Source organism: Streptomyces pseudoechinosporeus, from assembly GCF_054783935.1.
The window spans coordinates 361,870-376,512 of record NZ_BAAGPS010000012.1 but is presented as its reverse complement, the minus strand read 5'-3'; the positions used below and the strand labels follow the sequence as shown (position 1 = coordinate 376,512).

General features: G+C 70.7%; 13 protein-coding genes and 1 pseudogene. 6 read left to right on the top strand and 8 right to left on the bottom strand.

Annotated features, from left to right (window positions below):
* Positions 1-82: 82 nt before the first annotated feature.
* The 3 genes from ACYVO6_RS19380 to ACYVO6_RS19370 all read left to right on the top strand — a co-directional run bounded on the left by ACYVO6_RS19380 (position 83) and on the right by ACYVO6_RS19370 (position 4,532).
* On the top strand, positions 83-1,792 hold the full coding sequence (locus ACYVO6_RS19380) for a (2,3-dihydroxybenzoyl)adenylate synthase (protein WP_461062642.1): 1,710 nt from the start codon (positions 83-85) through the stop codon (positions 1,790-1,792).
* The gene (locus ACYVO6_RS19375; RefSeq protein WP_461062641.1) at positions 1,789-3,231 is read left to right on the top strand and encodes a salicylate synthase; all 1,443 of its coding nucleotides are present in this window, start codon (positions 1,789-1,791) and stop codon (positions 3,229-3,231) included. The genes ACYVO6_RS19380 and ACYVO6_RS19375 overlap by 4 nt, the downstream gene beginning before the upstream one ends.
* Positions 3,232-3,305: 74 nt before the next feature.
* Positions 3,306-4,532 (top strand): cytochrome P450, encoded by a 1,227-nt coding sequence (locus ACYVO6_RS19370; RefSeq protein ID WP_461062640.1) that lies wholly within the window; start codon positions 3,306-3,308, stop codon positions 4,530-4,532.
* A gap of 21 nt (positions 4,533-4,553) precedes the next feature.
* Here the strand turns inward: ACYVO6_RS19370 and ACYVO6_RS19365 are convergent, their stop codons facing one another.
* From ACYVO6_RS19365 to ACYVO6_RS19340, 6 genes are all read right to left on the bottom strand, one after another.
* Positions 4,554-5,837, bottom strand: coding sequence for a cytochrome P450 (locus ACYVO6_RS19365; protein WP_461062639.1), 1,284 nt, complete (start codon positions 5,835-5,837; stop codon positions 4,554-4,556).
* Entirely contained in the window at positions 5,834-6,466 is a 633-nt protein-coding gene (locus ACYVO6_RS19360) for a GTP-binding protein (RefSeq protein WP_461062638.1), read from the bottom strand. The genes ACYVO6_RS19365 and ACYVO6_RS19360 overlap by 4 nt, the downstream gene beginning before the upstream one ends.
* Positions 6,447-6,803, bottom strand: coding sequence for a DUF742 domain-containing protein (locus ACYVO6_RS19355; RefSeq protein ID WP_461062637.1), 357 nt, complete (start codon positions 6,801-6,803; stop codon positions 6,447-6,449). The genes ACYVO6_RS19360 and ACYVO6_RS19355 overlap by 20 nt, the downstream gene beginning before the upstream one ends.
* Before the next feature lie 4 nt (positions 6,804-6,807).
* A complete protein-coding gene (locus tag ACYVO6_RS19350) occupies positions 6,808-7,218 on the bottom strand; it encodes a roadblock/LC7 domain-containing protein (RefSeq protein WP_461062636.1) in 411 nt (136 codons plus the stop codon).
* A gap of 118 nt (positions 7,219-7,336) precedes the next feature.
* Positions 7,337-9,145 (bottom strand): sensor histidine kinase, encoded by a 1,809-nt coding sequence (locus tag ACYVO6_RS19345; RefSeq protein WP_461062635.1) that lies wholly within the window; start codon positions 9,143-9,145, stop codon positions 7,337-7,339.
* Between the two features lie 416 nt (positions 9,146-9,561).
* Positions 9,562-11,070 (bottom strand): purple acid phosphatase family protein, encoded by a 1,509-nt coding sequence (locus tag ACYVO6_RS19340; RefSeq protein ID WP_461062634.1) that lies wholly within the window; start codon positions 11,068-11,070, stop codon positions 9,562-9,564.
* A 471-nt stretch (positions 11,071-11,541) separates the two neighbouring features.
* On the opposite strand from ACYVO6_RS19340, the gene ACYVO6_RS19335 reads away from it, so the two are divergent.
* Positions 11,542-12,009 (top strand): phospholipase, encoded by a 468-nt coding sequence (locus ACYVO6_RS19335; RefSeq protein ID WP_461062633.1) that lies wholly within the window; start codon positions 11,542-11,544, stop codon positions 12,007-12,009.
* A 264-nt stretch (positions 12,010-12,273) separates the two neighbouring features.
* On the opposite strand, the pseudogene ACYVO6_RS19330 reads toward ACYVO6_RS19335, so the two are convergent.
* Positions 12,274-12,421 (bottom strand): annotated as a pseudogene (locus tag ACYVO6_RS19330) (glycerophosphodiester phosphodiesterase); the annotation flags it as partial.
* 90 nt (positions 12,422-12,511) lie between these two features.
* Entirely contained in the window at positions 12,512-13,408 is an 897-nt protein-coding gene (locus ACYVO6_RS19325; protein WP_461062632.1) for a helix-turn-helix transcriptional regulator, read from the bottom strand.
* A gap of 231 nt (positions 13,409-13,639) precedes the next feature.
* On the opposite strand from ACYVO6_RS19325, the gene ACYVO6_RS19320 reads away from it, so the two are divergent.
* Positions 13,640-14,047, top strand: a complete 408-nt coding sequence (locus ACYVO6_RS19320) for a (R)-mandelonitrile lyase (RefSeq protein ID WP_461062631.1) — start codon at positions 13,640-13,642, stop codon at positions 14,045-14,047.
* Positions 14,048-14,231: 184 nt separating this feature from the next.
* Positions 14,232-14,558, top strand: coding sequence for a carboxymuconolactone decarboxylase family protein (locus ACYVO6_RS19315; RefSeq protein ID WP_461062630.1), 327 nt, complete (start codon positions 14,232-14,234; stop codon positions 14,556-14,558).
* The last annotated feature ends 85 nt before the right edge of the window (positions 14,559-14,643 follow it).

Genomic DNA, 14,643 nt, shown 5'->3' with positions numbered 1-14,643 from the left:
AAAATGGTATTCATTTCCTACAGTATTACCGGCGGGCTGGACAAGCCCCTGCCGAGCAGGACACGAACAGAGGGGGAGCCACATGCTCGACGGCTGCACGCCCTGGCCCGAGGAACTCGCCACGCACTACGGGGAGTCCGGCTACTGGCGAGGTGAAACGTTCGACCGACTGCTGCGGACCTGGACCCGCGTCCACCCGCACCGCACCGCCCTCGTGCACGGCGAACGACGCCTGGACCGGGCGGAGTTGGAGAGAGGGGCCGAGCGTGTCGCGCGCCGACTGGCCGGGCTCGGCGTCCGGGCGGGGGACCGGGTGGTGCTCCAGCTCCCGAACATCCCCGAGTTCTTCACCGTCTTCTTCGGACTCCAGCGGCTCGGCGCGATCCCTGTCCTCGCCCTGCCGCTGCACCGCCGCAGCGAGATCGTCCACCTGTGCCGGCTCTCCCAAGCGGTGGCGTACGTCGTCCCGGACGCCCACCAGGGCTTCGACCACCGCGACCTGGCAGCCGAGGTCCTCAAAGAGAGCCCCGCGCTCCGGCACGTCCTGGTGGTCGGTGACCCAGGCGCGCACACCCCGCTCGAAGGCCCCGGCACCGACGACCTGCCCCCTGCCCCCGACGACGCCTCCGAGGTGGCGCTGCTCCTGGTTTCCGGGGGCACCACCGGGCTGCCCAAGCTGATCCCGCGCACCCACGACGACTACGCGTACAACGTGCGGGCCAGTGCCGATCTGTGCGGCTTCGGACCCGACACCGTCTATCTCGCTGCCCTGCCCGTCGCCCACAACTTCGCCCTCGGCTGCCCGGGCGTGCTCGGCGCCCTGCACGCGGGCGGCACGGCGGTGCTCACCGACGAACCCGACCCGGACGCCGCCTTCGCCCTCATCGAGCGTGAGCGCGTCACCGCGACCGCGCTGGTGCCGCCCACCGCCCGTATGTGGACGGCGGCGACCGCCTGGAACGGGGCCGACCTGACGTCGCTGCGGCTGCTCCAGGTCGGCGGAGCCCGGCTGCTGCCCGAGCACGCCGCCGACGTACGGGACGCCTTCGGGCCTGTACTGCAACAGGTCTTCGGGATGGCGGAGGGCCTGCTCAACTACACCGAGCCGGACGCCCCCGAGGACGTCGTCCTGCACACGCAGGGACGGCCGCTGTCACCCGACGACGAGATCCGCATCGTCGACGAGGACGACCGCGACGTCCCGCCCGGCGCCACCGGGCGCCTGCTCACCCGCGGCCCGTACACCCTGCGCGGCTACTACCGGGCCGCCGACCACAACGCCACCGCCTTCACCGCCGACGGCTACTACCGCACCGGCGACCTCGTCCGGCGTACCCCGACCGGCCATCTGGTCGTGGAGGGCCGGGTGAAGGAGCAGATCAACCGGGGCGGGGACAAGGTGGCCGCCGCCGAGGTCGAGGAGCAGCTCGTCCACCATCCCGGGGTCCTGGACACGGCCGTCGTACCCGTCCCGGACGACCTGCTCGGCGAGCGCACCTGCGCCTTCGTCGTCCCCACGCCCGGCGCCCGCGCCCCCAGCCGGAACGAGGTGGCCGCCTTCCTCCGGGAACGCGGGCTTGCCCCGTACAAGATCCCCGACCGCGTCGAGACCCTCGACACCCTCCCGGTGACGGCCGTCGGCAAGACCGACAAGAAGGCGCTGACGGCGTTGGCCGGGCGGCTGGTGGTCGGGGGTTCGAAGCGGGCGGGCGGTACGGGGGCCGACGGACTCGCGGGCCCTGACCACACCGGACATCCGGCTGACGGCCGGGAAGGGAACCCTCGTTCATGACCACCACTCGACAGGCCATCCCGACCACCGGGACCACCCGGGCCACCTGGACCTCTTGGGCTGATGCTCTGCCTGTCCCAGGCACCGCGCAGCTCGTCGAGTCGTCCGAGGATCCGGCTGAGGCGGCGGTCCGGCTCGCCCGCGCGGGTCTCGGCGGGGAGTACGTCGTCTACGAGCGCGCCGGGACCTGGGTGTACGCCGCCGGGCTCGCCGCGACCGTCACCCTGGACGCCGACGGGATCACCGCGCGCTGCGGGAGCCGGTCGGTGACCCAACCCCTGGATACCAAGGCGCCTTTGGAGCAGGTCGCCGCGGCTCTCGCGCACCTGCCGCACCGCCACTGGCGGGTGTACGGCTGGGCCGCCTTCGAGCTGGCCCACCTGCTGCACGCGGACCCGGCGGACATGGGACCCGAGCCGGTGCTCCACCTCATGCTGCCGACCACCGAGATCGAACTCACCCCGGGCAAGGCACGCATACGGACGGCCGACGCCGCACACGTGCCCCTCGTCGCCAAGGCCCTGTCCTGTCCCGCGGAACAGGTGGGCGACGGCCCCGCCGACGCGGAGGAGCTGCTGCGGTCCGGATCCGGCCCGTACCAACACGCCGTCGCCCACACCGTGGCCGACATCCGGGCGGGACGCCTGCAAAAGGCCGTGCTCTCCCGCCCGTTGCCGCTGCCCGCGCACCTGGCTCCCGACCTGGCCGCCACCTTCCTGGCGGGCCGACGGGCCAACACCCCTGCCCGGTCCTTTCTGTTGGACCTGGGCGGCTGGCGGGCGGCGGGCTTCAGCCCCGAAACCGTCGTCGAGGTCGAGGCGGGCACCCGACGCGTCTCCACCCAGCCGCTCGCCGGCACCCGCGCCCTCGGTACGGGGCCGGGGGAGACCGAGCAACTGCGTGCCGACCTGCTCAGCGACTCCAAGGAGATCCACGAGCACGCCATCTCCGTACGCCTCGCCGTCGACGAACTGACCGAAGTCTGCCACCCCGGCACGGTCGCGGTCGCGGAGTTCATGGCGGTCCGGGAACGCGGTTCCGTGCAGCACCTCGCCTCGCGCGTCGCGGGACGTCTGGCCGAGGGCCACGGTCCCTGGGACGCCTTCGCGGCCCTCTTCCCCGCGATCACCGCCACCGGCTGCCCGAAACCGGGGGCATTGCGCGCCATCAGCCAGTACGAGAGCGAGCCGCGAGGCCTGTACGCGGGCGCCGTGTTCACCGCCGACGCCGACGGCGGGCTCGACGCGGCGCTCGTGCTGCGCACGGTCTTCCAGCGGGACGGGCGCAGTTGGCTGCGCGCGGGCGCCGGAATCATGGGGCAGTCGACACCGGAACGCGAATGGGAGGAGACCTGCGAGAAGCTCCGCAGCGTGGCCCCGCATCTGCGCCTCGCCCCGGCGGCCGGAGTGGCCCAAGTGGCAGGCGGGGTCGGCCAGTAATCGGCTGTGCCCGGCCTCACATGATCAATAGCCTTGAACGGTCTGCCGGTTGACGCTTCAAGGAGTCCCCCCACGTGACCACCGCACCGGACCTGCCCGACATCCTGTCGACCGAGTTCGCCGAGGATCCCTATCCCGCCTACCGGGTCATGCGCGAGCGCGCCCCGCTGATCTGGCACGAGGCCACCCAGAGCTACATCGTGTCGCGCTACGAAGACGTCGAACGGATCTTCAAGGACCGCGACGGACAGTTCACCACCGACAACTACGTATGGCAGATCGAGCCGGTGCACGGCCGGACGATCCTGACGCTCAGCGGGCGCGAGCACGCGGTGCGCCGGGCCCTCGTGGCCCCGGCCTTCCGCGGCCGTGACCTGCAGGAGAAGTTCCTGCCGGTCATCGAGGCCAACGCCCGGGCGCTCATCGACCGTTTCCGTCACTCGGGAAGCGCCGACCTCGTCGCGGATTTCGCGACGCGTTTTCCCGTCAACGTCATCGCCGACATGCTGGGCCTGGACAAGGCCGACCATGACCGCTTCCACCGCTGGTACACATCGGTGATCGCCTTCCTCGGCAATCTCGCGGGCGATCCGGAGGTCGCCGCGGCCGGTGAGCGCACCCGCGTGGAGTTCGCCGAGTACATGATCCCGATCATCCGGCACCGCCGCGACCACCTGGGCGACGACCTGCTGTCCACGCTGTGCGCCGCCGAAGTGGAAGGTGTGCGCATGAGCGACGAGGACATCAAGGCGTTCTGCAGTCTGCTGCTCGCGGCGGGCGGGGAGACCACGGACAAGGCACTCGCGAGCATCTTCGCCAACCTGCTGGCGCATCCCGAACAGCTCCAGGCCGTACGGGAGGACCGCTCACTGATCGACCGGGCCTTCGCGGAGACCCTGCGGTACACCCCGCCGGTCCACATGATCATGCGTCAGTCGGCTGTGGAGGTGGAGCTGAGCGGCGGCACCGTTCCGGCGGGGGCCACGGTGACCTGCCTGATCGGGGCGGCGAACCGGGACCCCGCCCGCTACCGGGAGCCGGACCGCTTCGACATCTTCCGCGACGATCTGACGACCACGACCGCCTTCTCCGCCGCGGCCGACCATCTGGCGTTCGCCCTGGGCCGCCACTTCTGCGTGGGCGCCCTGCTGGCCCGCGCCGAGGTCGAGATCGGCGTCGGCCAACTCCTCGACGCCATGCCCGACATACGGCTCGCCGATGGTTTCCGGCCAGCCGAGCAGGGCGTGTTCACGCGGGGACCGCAGGCGCTGCCGGTGCGCTTCACACCGGCCGGTCTCTGACGGCGTTGCCCGGGGCGGGCCTCACCGCAGTGTGGGCGTGAACTCCACCGGCAGTGAGGTCAGCCCCCGCATCCAGATGGACGGCCGCCACACGAGCTCCTCCGGATCGACCGACAGGACGACGTCGGGCAGACGCTCCAGCAGCGTCTCGACAGCCGTACGCGCGATGACGTCGGCGAGCAGCGGAGCCGGATAGGGGCAGCGGTGCTCGCCGTTGCTGAAGGACAGGTGGGCGCCGTTGCCCTCGGCGCCGACATGGCCCTCGGGCCAGATCTGCGGGTCGGTGTTGGCCGCCGCGAGCCCGAGGACCAGGCAGTCGCCCGCCTTGATCCGGCGTCCGCCGAGCAGGGTGTCGCGCACCGCCCAGCGGCCGATGAAGTTCTGGGTGGGCGTGTCCAGCCACAGCACCTCGGTGAGGGCCTCGCCGACGCTGACCCGGCCGCCGGAGACGTTGAGCGCGAAGCGGTCGTCGGTGAGCAGCAGCCGCAGCGTGTTGCAGATCCAGTTGGCGGTGGGCTGCTGGGCCGCCGCGACGACCGAGATCAGGTCCTGGACGATCGCGTCGTCGCTCAGCCCTTCGGGGTGGGCCAGCATGCGGGAGACCACGTCCGCGCCGGGCTCCGCGCGCTTGTCCTTCACCAGTTGCTGAATGCGTTCCTGTACGCGGACGTAGGCGGCGACCGGATCCTCGCCCTCGCCCGTGTCCAGGGAGATCCGCAGGTCCCGTACAAGGTCGTCGGTGTCGGTGCTGTGGGCCGCCATGCCGCACATCTCCACCGCGGCCCGCATGGCCAGGGGGTGTGCGTACGTGCTCATCAGTTCGGTCTCGCCGCTGCCCGCGAAGGCGTCGATGAGCTGGTCGGCGATCCGCGCGCAGTTGACGCCGAGCTCGAACTGGTCGACGCCCTCCAGGGCCTCGGTGATGACCCCGGCCCGCCGCTGGTGCTCGGCGCCCTCGGTGAACAGCACCGAGGGCTGATAGCCGACGAAGGGGAGCAGCGGCCAGTCCGCGGGGATGTTCTCCCACTGGTTCCAGCGCCGCGAGTCGCGCGCGAAGAGTTCGTCGTGGGCGGTGACGAACGAGACCTCCGGGTAGCCGAGGACCAGCCAGGCAGGTACGTCCCCGTCCAGCAGTACGGGCGCCACGGAGCCGTGGGAGCGGCGCAGTTCCTGGTACAGCGCGGCGGGAGTCTGCTGGTACTCCAGGCCGCTCAGCGGAACCGCGTCCGCGTGCACCGGGCAGCCCGAGGTGCTCTGCTTCGGGTCGGCGGGGCGCGGGTCGGGGCCGGTCGCGTCGTCGTTCATGGGGTCATCTCCCGGGCCATGGCCAGTTCGTAGAGGTGGTCGACAAGAGTGATCAGGACGTTCTTGCCGGACGAGCGGACCCGCGCGTCGCAGTCGATCAGCGGTACGTGCTCGGGCAGCGCGAGCGCCTGGCGGATCTCGCTCAGGGAGAAGGCGTTGGTGTCGTGCTCGAACCGGTTGACCGCGACGACAAAGGGCGTCTTGTGGTGCTCCAGGCGGTCGATGGCGTACCAGCAGTCGCTCATCCGCCGGGTGTCCACCAGCACGACGGCGCCCAGGGTCCCCGCGAAGAGCCGGTCCCACAGGAACCAGAAGCGCTCCTGGCCCGGAGCTCCGAACAGATACAGGACCGTGCGCTCCGTCAGGCTGATCCGGCCGAAGTCGAAGGCGACGGTCGTCGTGGACTTGTCGGCCAGACCCGCCGTCCGGTCGATGCCTACACCGGCCTCGGTCATGACCTCCTCGGTGTTCAGGGGCCGGATCTCGCTGACCGAGCGGACCAGAGTGGTCTTGCCGACACCGAAGCCGCCCACCACGACGATCTTGAGTCCGGTCTCGGCCGTGGCGCTGAGCGGCGTACGGGCGGAGTGCTCAGAGCTTGTGGAGGGCTCAAAGCTTACGGAGTCCATCGAGAACCTCCAGCAGGAGAGCGGATTCGGGCAGGGCGGCCACCGCCGGGGCGGACCGGGGATGGCGAGCGGTGACCTTCGCCATCGCCAGCAGGTCGCCCACCAGGATCCGGACGACCGTCACCGGGAGCCGCAGTTCGGCGGCGATCTCGACCACGGCGGCCGGGCGACGGCACAGCTCCAGGATCCGGACGTGCTCGGACTGCATGCCACGAGCGGGCTCGCACTCGCTGACGATCAGTGAGACGAGGTCGAGATCGTCGGGGGCCTCGCTACGGCCCCCGGTGATGGTGTACAGCCGGTCCGGGTCCCCGGTGTCGACCGGACGTCGGCTCATGGGATCAGCTCTCCTCTATCGGGGCGCGGGCCTCGGCACGCAGGTGCTCGCCGATCCGCTCCACCAGGTCGGTCATGTGGTGCCCCACCACACCCGGGTCGGCGCCGTCGTCCGCGACGACCGCGAGGTGCGTGCCCTGACCGGCCTCGACGATGAACAGGAGGCCGCCGTAGAACTCCGTCATCGAGTGCCGTACGCCGCCGCTGCCGTCGCCGAACTCGACCGAGGCGCCCTGTGCCAGGGCCTGCATCCCGGAGGCGATGGCCGAGAGCTGGTCCGCCTGGTCGACGCCCAACCGCTCGGTCCAGCACAGTTTCAGCCCGTCGCGGGAGAGCACGAGGGCGTGCCGGGTACCGGGGGCGCGCTCGAGAAGACCTTCCAGGAGCCAGGTCAGTGTGGTGTCAGTGGTCTGCATGGGTGGGTGAAGAGCTGGTGATCCGTTCAAGCCCGGCCACCGGCCCTTTCCTCCAATCTCCGGTCTGTGGCGGGTCGGGGCGCCCGGTCGAGGCGTCCCGCGAGAAGAAGGGCCGGGCTCAGTCGGCGTCGTGCGGGTCGGCCGGTTCGGCGGCCTCCGCGGCTGCTGCGGCCTCGCCGGCCGCCGCGGCGAGGCGCGCGCGGTGGAAGGCGCCGAAGCTCTTCCCGGCGTCACGGGCGGGGGGCCTGTCGTCCGTGGGTCGCTCGGCAGGGGTACGTACGCGGTCGGCGGCGGCCATGGTGCGGCCCGGGGGACGTACCGGCAGGCCGTTGGCGGTCACCGAACCGCTGTCGCCGGTCGGGGCGGAAGCGGCCCGCGAGGAGACGGCGGGTGCGGGGGCCGGTGTGTCCGGCATCCGCGAACCGGCGGTCGGGGCGTCGGGCATCCGCGAACCGTCCGGCGTTCGCGAACGGGCGGCCGGTGCCGCCTGCCTCCTGTCAGCCACCTGCGCCTCGGTGCGCTCGGCGGCGGCCACCGCACGCTCGCGCGGTCGCGCCGACGGGTCGTGCAGCGAGGGCTGAGCAAGTGCCGTGCGCTGCTGGGCGAGGAGTTGGGCCGGCAGGTGTACGACGACGCCGGTGCCGCCCCGGGAGGAGGGGCGGTAGCTGACGGAGATGCCGTACTTGACGGCGAGCCGTCCGACGACCGCGAGACCCAGCCGGGTCCCCTGGAGGGAGGCGAGGTCGCTCATCGCGCCCGACACCGCCTCCTCGGCGCGTCGCAGGGCGGCGTCGGCCATCTTCAGACCGCTGTCCTCGATGGTGACGACGATGCCGGCGGAGCGTTCCTCCACATAGACGTGGACCTGGTCGATCGGCGCGGAGAAGCTGGTCGCGTTGTCCATCAGTTCGGCCAGGAGGTGCATCACGCCCTCCGCCGCGAACCCGGCCACCGCCGTCTTGCTGGCACAGTTGAGGCTGACCCTGCGGTACGCGGCGATCCGCCCCACGGCGCCGCGCAGGATGCTCTCCATCGGGATCGGCTTGTTCCAGGACCGGCTCGCGCGCCCGCCCATGAGCAGCGCCAACCGGTCGGTGAGAAGGCCGAGTTGGGAGGTGCTGTGGTCCAGCTCGAGCAGATCGCCGAGGACCGCCTCGCCGTGCCGGTCCTGCATCTCCCGCAGATCCGCCAGGATGCCCACGGCCTGGGCCTGCACCCGGCTCAGCGCCTTCGCGCTGGCGGCCCGGGCAGCCGCGGAACGCCGCTCGCTGACCGCGAGTTCGCGTATGCCGGCCTCCACCAGGTCGCGCACAACGGCGTTGGAGAACTCGGACAGCCGTAACTCCGCTCGGACCGTGTCCAGCGAGGCCCCCTCGCCCAGTCTCCGTACCGCCGTGGGCAGGATCTGCGCCCTCGCCTTCAGCAGATCGTCGGTGATGCCCTCCAGGGCCCGCACCGCCTGCTCGCGTTCGCCGTCCGCGGTGGCCACGCGCCGCTGCGCCGTGCTCAGTGTCTCCTCCACCGCGCGCTGCACAGCCCTGAGTTGAGGCTCCGTCGGATGCCAGGCACCGGCCGGTCCCGTCGCGGCGGATACGGGATCTCTCACGGGGGCGTCCTTCATCGCCGCGGTCAGCTCCGGGAGCACCGTGCCGGCGAGATACGACGCCTCCGAGCGATGCCGTGCCGACTCCGCCACGGACCTGTCCACCTGAGTGGTGAGCCTGCGGTGCAGCCGTACGGTCGCCGAGGCGAGCAGGACGAGGCAGCTCCCCGCCCCCGCGACCGTGCCCGCGACCCAGTCGCGTGCGGCGTCCGGTGCGGCGAGCACGAGGGGAGTGCCGACAGCCGCGGTCACCACCAGTGAGGCGACCGGCAGAAGCCGCCATGCCGACCTCTGGCGTGGGCTGGACGCGTCGGGATGTGCCATGCCGCGATCCTCGATGCTTGTCGGGGGTGGTGTGCTTGCCGCGCACGTGTGGGACGCCAAGTCGCCTATGTGCAACGGCGGTTGATGTGTGAACCATGCTAACCACGCATTCCTGGCCGGAACCCGGAACTCCACATCGCCCACACATGCCAAAAACAGGTCGACGCATACTCAGCCACGGCGGCCGTACCTGTGATACGCCCCAACCGATGCCGCATCGCCTTCGAATCACGCCGAACACCCCCCAGCCAGGGGCGGAGCAGACGTTTTCGGCATTCATCGATACACGCGACCATTACGCGGAATTCCCGGCGGAAGAATGCCTCCCGAGGGTGCCGAATTCACGCGACGACAATCGAAGTTCAGCCATTTCGGCCGACTGGGACAGTGGGTGACATAGGCGGGGCAAGGGCATGTCAGAGGCCCGCCGGCCTTGTGGCCGCAAGCCGAACAGGGCTGATGCCGGACAGGTCGTGGGCCGTCATGCTGTTGCGGTCGGTGACCGAGCGGCCGAGGGCGTGGTGCGGCCACAGACCTCCGGCCACCCGGCGGCTGCGCTCGCCCCATTCGCGGGCCGCGGCGCTGCTGGTCTTGTAATGGTTGAGGGCGTAGCCGCCGGAGTGGATCCGGAGCAGACAGAAGCCGCCGGGATAGTCCTTGACGGCGCTGACCTCCTGCAGGGTGACGTGCGGGGCCTGTGGCAGGACGGTGCGCTTGTTGCGGTGGGTGTGGCCCGCGTGGTGGAGGAAGACGCCGGGCGCGGCGGCATAGGCCTCGAGGATGGAGCGGGCCTGGCGGCGGCCCAGGCGCTGCCCCCGGGACACGGGGAAGAGGGAGTCCCGTACGGTCAGCGGATGGTGGCCGAACACGATGGTGGGCTGCTCCCTGTGCTCCTTCAACCGGGCCCGGAACCAGGAAAGTTGCTCGGCACCGAGCCCACCCGCGTCTGCGCCGTTGCCGTCCTTCTCGTATGTGTCGAGCCCGATGATCCGCAGCCCGCCGAGGTCACGGGCGAAGTAAGCGGGCCCCTCGCCGCCGAGGAACCCGTCACGGAAGGCGTCATCATCGCCGCGGCGACGGGGCCGGTCGTGGTTCCCGCGTACGACGAAGTAGTCCTGCCCGTGGGGGCCGAAGCCGTCCAGGATGCGCTTGGCCTCGGCCAGGTCCCGCGGCGCACCACCGGCCGAGATGTCCCCCGCCGCCAGCAGCAGGTCCGCTCCGCGCCGCCGGGCCTCCTCCACCAGGGCCCGGCTCATGAGCTCCGGATACGGCGCGAGCCCCGGCTCCTGCGTCACCCCGCGCAGCAGGGGTACGCCGGCCATGAGACCGGCGGTGGTCTCCCCGACGTGGAGGTCGTTGCAGAGCGCGATCGACAGCAGATGCCGTCCCGGCGGGGGCTGCGGTGTGGTGAAGGAGTACGGACCCCCGCTCGAGCCGAGCCCGTAGAGGTTGGTGCCGACGGCGTTGCCGCGGATGAGGTGCAGCGGTGTGGGCGTGGCGGCCCTGCCCCGTGAGCGGGCCTGGTAGTAGTACGTCTGCCCCGGCTCCAGGCCCGTGAGCTCCACCTGGTGGTGCGCGGTGGGCCGGTCTTCGGCCGCGCTGCGGTCCAGCCGGGCGGGGTGAGTGCCGTAGACGACCTCGCCCTCCGTGACGGCGGGGAGCATGTGGCCCAGCCCGTCGTCGGTGCCGGGTACCCCCGTGTACCAGGTGATGACGGCTCTGTCCTCGGTCAGGGTGACCAGTTCCAGGTGGACGGCGGCCAGGGTGTCGGGATGACGGTGGTGGCTTTTGCGTGCGGGGCTGTGCAGGGCGGCGGCAGCGGCCCGCAGCAGAGTGGGGGCGAGGAGGGCGCCGGACCGTACGACCTCGCAGGGCGAGGGCAGGGCCGACAGGGCCGCGAGGGGGGCGGAGAAGCAGCAGCGCATGCCTGAGTATGTGCCCGCGTGCAGTGAACGCCGGCGATGGTGTCGGCGGCGGTGCCGGGTACGGGATGCGACATCTCCGCCCTGTTGCCGACTTTTCGATCTTTCTCCGTGCTTCGCGCTCTCGTCCACGCAGGCTCAACAGCGTTGTACCGCAAGGGGTTTGGCGGGGCCTTGAGGGAGCGTCCCGCACGCTGCATTGGAGCGGCACACCGGCAAGTCGGCCGCGCCTCTCACCCCGACGTGTTTTTCGCCACCCTCTTCACGCGGTTGCTCTGGGCCATAGCTGGGTTGAGCGCGACGAGACGTTTCCATGTCCGGATCTCCCGTCCGGTTCATGCTCCGCTCGCCTTTTATGTCCGAGAGTTAACAGGCCATTAGGGCACATGAGGCGTGAAGCACTCTTTTGGTGCCGAGCATCTTGTCATGAACCTGCGATCCGATGGGCGGATCGCAGCCTCATGGAGGTGTGGGATGCACCGCAGACTCGCTACCGGTCTTGCCGCTTCAACCCTGGCCCTCATCACCGTCGTCGGCACCGCCACAGCCGCCGACGCCGCTCCCGCCGACAAGCCCCAGGTCCTCGCGAGCTGGACCCAGACCAGCGCGTCGAGCTACCGCCTCTGGGCCGCCGCCCGCGCGAACCAGACGGCCTGGGCCGCGTACGGGTTCAACTGGTCCACCGACTACTGCTCCTCCTCGCCGGACAACCCGTTCGGCTTCCCCTTCGCCGTCTCCTGCGCCCGACACGACTTCGGCTACCGCAACTACAAGGCCGCGGGCACCTTCAACGCCAACAAGTCGCGCCTCGACAGCGCCTTCTACGAAGACCTCAAGCGCGTCTGCGCCAACTACAGCGGCGGGACGAAGACCGCCTGCAACAGCACGGCGTGGACCTACTACCAGGCCGTCAAGGCCTTTGGCGTCAGGGCCTTCGGCTGAGAGGCCGTCGACCGAGTCGGGTGTACGGCGCCGCTCGTGCGGCGTCGTACACCGGGTGCCCCGGGACGGCGCGCGGCCGTTCCGGGGTGCGCCGGAGTCACGTGCCGGGAGACGGCCGTGCTGAGTGAGGCGGGCTCACTGCCTCGATACGGCTGAGCAACCTCGTACTGCCTGCGCGGACTCACGCCTCTCGGCGTCGGCCTGCTCGCGAAGATCCATGGGTCGAGCGCCTGCCCCGCAGGCCTCGCGCCTTGGGAAAATCAGCGGCTGGTAGGCCTTGGGCAGGCGCTTGCCTTGGTCGGCCATGATCTGCCGGACGCGGGTGGGGTAGTTGATGATGTCGCCGCCCCATGTCCATGAGGGCATCCACCGTGGCCGGGTCGTCGCAGGTCCAAGGGACGACCTTCAGCCCCGGTTATGGGCAGAGTTGATGTCCGTTGTCCGGGACGGATGGTCCTGTCGTAGGACGACCGGGCCGGTTCGTGGTGGAGGCAGGCACGGGTTAGCTGTCCGGCGTGGTCTCGCGGGTGCTGTGGTCGGCGGGCAGGGGCTGGTCGAGGGTGGCGGCCCAGGAGGCGAGGAGTTGCAGGGCGTCGTGCTCGGGTGTGCCGGGAGCGGCGCTGTAGGCGGTGAGGGTCAGGCCGGGCTGGGCGGGCAGTTCCATGGCGTCGAAGTCGAGGGTGAGGACGCCGACGGCGGGGTGGTGGAAGGATTTACGGCCGGTGTGGTGCAGGCGCACGTTGTGCCTGGCCCAGGCGGTACGGAACTCCTCGCTGCGGGTGACGAGTTCACCGATGAGTCCGGTCAGCCCGCTGTCGTGCGGGGCGCGTCCTGCCTCGGTGCGCAGCAGCGAGACGGTGGTGTTCACGGACTCCTCCCAGTTGGGGAAGAAGTCGCGGCCGCGCGGGTTGAGGAACTGGAAGCGGGCGATGTTGACCGTCTTCGTGGCGTGGTCGGGGAAAAGGGGCGAGTACAGGGCGCGGCCGAGGCGGTTGGCGGCCAGGATGTCCAGGCGGCCGTTGCGTATGAAGGCGGGGGAGTCGGTCATGGACTCCAGGACGCGCAGGACGCTGTCGGGCAGAGGGCCGCGGCGTTTGGCCCGGCGGGCGGGACGTTTGGCGGCGGCGCGCGCCAGGTCGTAGAGGTGGGCGCGTTCGGCGTCGTCGAGCTGGAGGGCGTTCGCCACCGCGTCGAGGACTTCCTCTGAGGCTCCGGCGAGGTGTCCGCGCTCCAGGCGGACGTAGTAGTCGATGCTGACGCCGGCGAGGAGGGCGACTTCTTCGCGGCGCAGGCCTGGCACGCGCCGGTTGCCGCCGTAGGCGGGCAGGCCGGCCTGCTGGGGTGTGATCTTGGCGCGGCGGGAGGCCAGGAACTCGCGGATGTCGCCCTCGGTACTCACGCATTCAAGGCTAGATCGGGCGGCGTACGCGTGGGGGGTTCTGTCAGTACCGGTAACGGCAGACCCTTCTCCAGCTCGTTGGCCTGCGTTTTCCTCGATAACGAAGCGGTCGAGGCCGAGGCCGAGGACCTCCTCGCCCAGGTCGACGCCTCCCGCGCGCTGGGCTCGGGCCTCGCCCACACCGACGCCGCCTGATCCATCCCCCAACCCCGCCCATCTGAGAGAGACATCATGGAATTCGTCGAGCAGCAGGCCACTGTCAAGGCTCCCGCGGACTGGTTCACCGGCGACGTCTGGTTCGACGTGATCTACGCGGGCCAGGAGCCGTCCCGGATGCGCGCCAACATGGTCCGCTTCTCCCCGGGCGCCCGTACCAACTGGCACTCGCACGTGCTGGGCCAGACCCTGCACGTCGTCTCCGGCATCGCCCTGATCGGCACCCGTGACGGCACCGTCTTCGAAGCCCATCCCGGCCAGACCGTCACCTGCCCCCCGAACGAGGAGCACTGGCACGGCGCCACCCCCGACCGCTTCATGGAGCACATCGCCATGTGGGAGGGCAAGGGCGACGGCAGCGAGGAAACCACCTGGAACGAGCCGGTCACCGACGAGCAGTACAACCGCCCCCGCAGCCGCTGACCGGCCCGCGCCGGGAGGCGGCGGACCGGCTCCCGCTCTGTCACCCGGCCGACGTACGAGCCGGCGGCCCGAGCATCTGCGGCAGCCGGGGCGGCGCCACGCCACCGACGAGGAAAGCAACGGTCCGTACGTGAGCACGGGCTCCCTGGGCCTGTGACCTGCGGATCAGACGAGAGGAACTTCGATGACCGACCAACAGAAGCAGATCGGCGGCGGACGCCGCACGATCGGTGATTTCGCTCCGAAGCTCGCCGAGCTCACCGACGACGTCCTGTTCGAGGACGTGTGGAATCGCACCGAGCTGGCCGCCCGCGACCGCAGCCTGATCACCGTGGCCGTCCTCGTCGCGGGCGGCGACGCCGACCAGCTCCGCTTCCACCTCGGACGAGCCAAGGAGAACGGCGTCACCGAGACCGAACTCATCGAGGCCATCATCCACCTCGCCTTCTACGCCGGCTGGCCCAAGGCCATGACGGCGATCACGACCGCGAAGCAGGTCTTCTCAGCCTGAACGCCAGGGTAGGAGCTGCCAGGGCGCCTCCCCGGAGGCGAGCCCGTACAGCGGCTTGGAACGGAAGGAGGCGCTCCCATGCGAG

Bases quoted from the DNA above. Each gene is read 5' to 3' on its own strand.
- ACYVO6_RS19375 (WP_461062641.1), top strand. From the start codon at position 1,789: ATGACCACCACTCGACAGGCCATCCCGACCACCGGGACCACCCGGGCC.
- ACYVO6_RS19320 (WP_461062631.1), top strand. From the start codon at position 13,640: ATGGAATTCGTCGAGCAGCAGGCCACTGTCAAGGCTCCCGCGGACTGG.
- ACYVO6_RS19315 (WP_461062630.1), top strand. From the start codon at position 14,232: ATGACCGACCAACAGAAGCAGATCGGCGGCGGACGCCGCACGATCGGT.
- ACYVO6_RS19345 (WP_461062635.1), bottom strand. From the start codon at position 9,145: ATGGCACATCCCGACGCGTCCAGCCCACGCCAGAGGTCGGCATGGCGG.
- ACYVO6_RS19365 (WP_461062639.1), bottom strand. From the start codon at position 5,837: ATGAACGACGACGCGACCGGCCCCGACCCGCGCCCCGCCGACCCGAAG.
- ACYVO6_RS19340 (WP_461062634.1), bottom strand. From the start codon at position 11,070: ATGCGCTGCTGCTTCTCCGCCCCCCTCGCGGCCCTGTCGGCCCTGCCC.
- ACYVO6_RS19350 (WP_461062636.1), bottom strand. From the start codon at position 7,218: ATGCAGACCACTGACACCACACTGACCTGGCTCCTGGAAGGTCTTCTC.
- ACYVO6_RS19360 (WP_461062638.1), bottom strand. From the start codon at position 6,466: ATGGACTCCGTAAGCTTTGAGCCCTCCACAAGCTCTGAGCACTCCGCC.
- ACYVO6_RS19380 (WP_461062642.1), top strand. From the start codon at position 83: ATGCTCGACGGCTGCACGCCCTGGCCCGAGGAACTCGCCACGCACTAC.
- ACYVO6_RS19335 (WP_461062633.1), top strand. From the start codon at position 11,542: ATGCACCGCAGACTCGCTACCGGTCTTGCCGCTTCAACCCTGGCCCTC.
- ACYVO6_RS19355 (WP_461062637.1), bottom strand. From the start codon at position 6,803: ATGAGCCGACGTCCGGTCGACACCGGGGACCCGGACCGGCTGTACACC.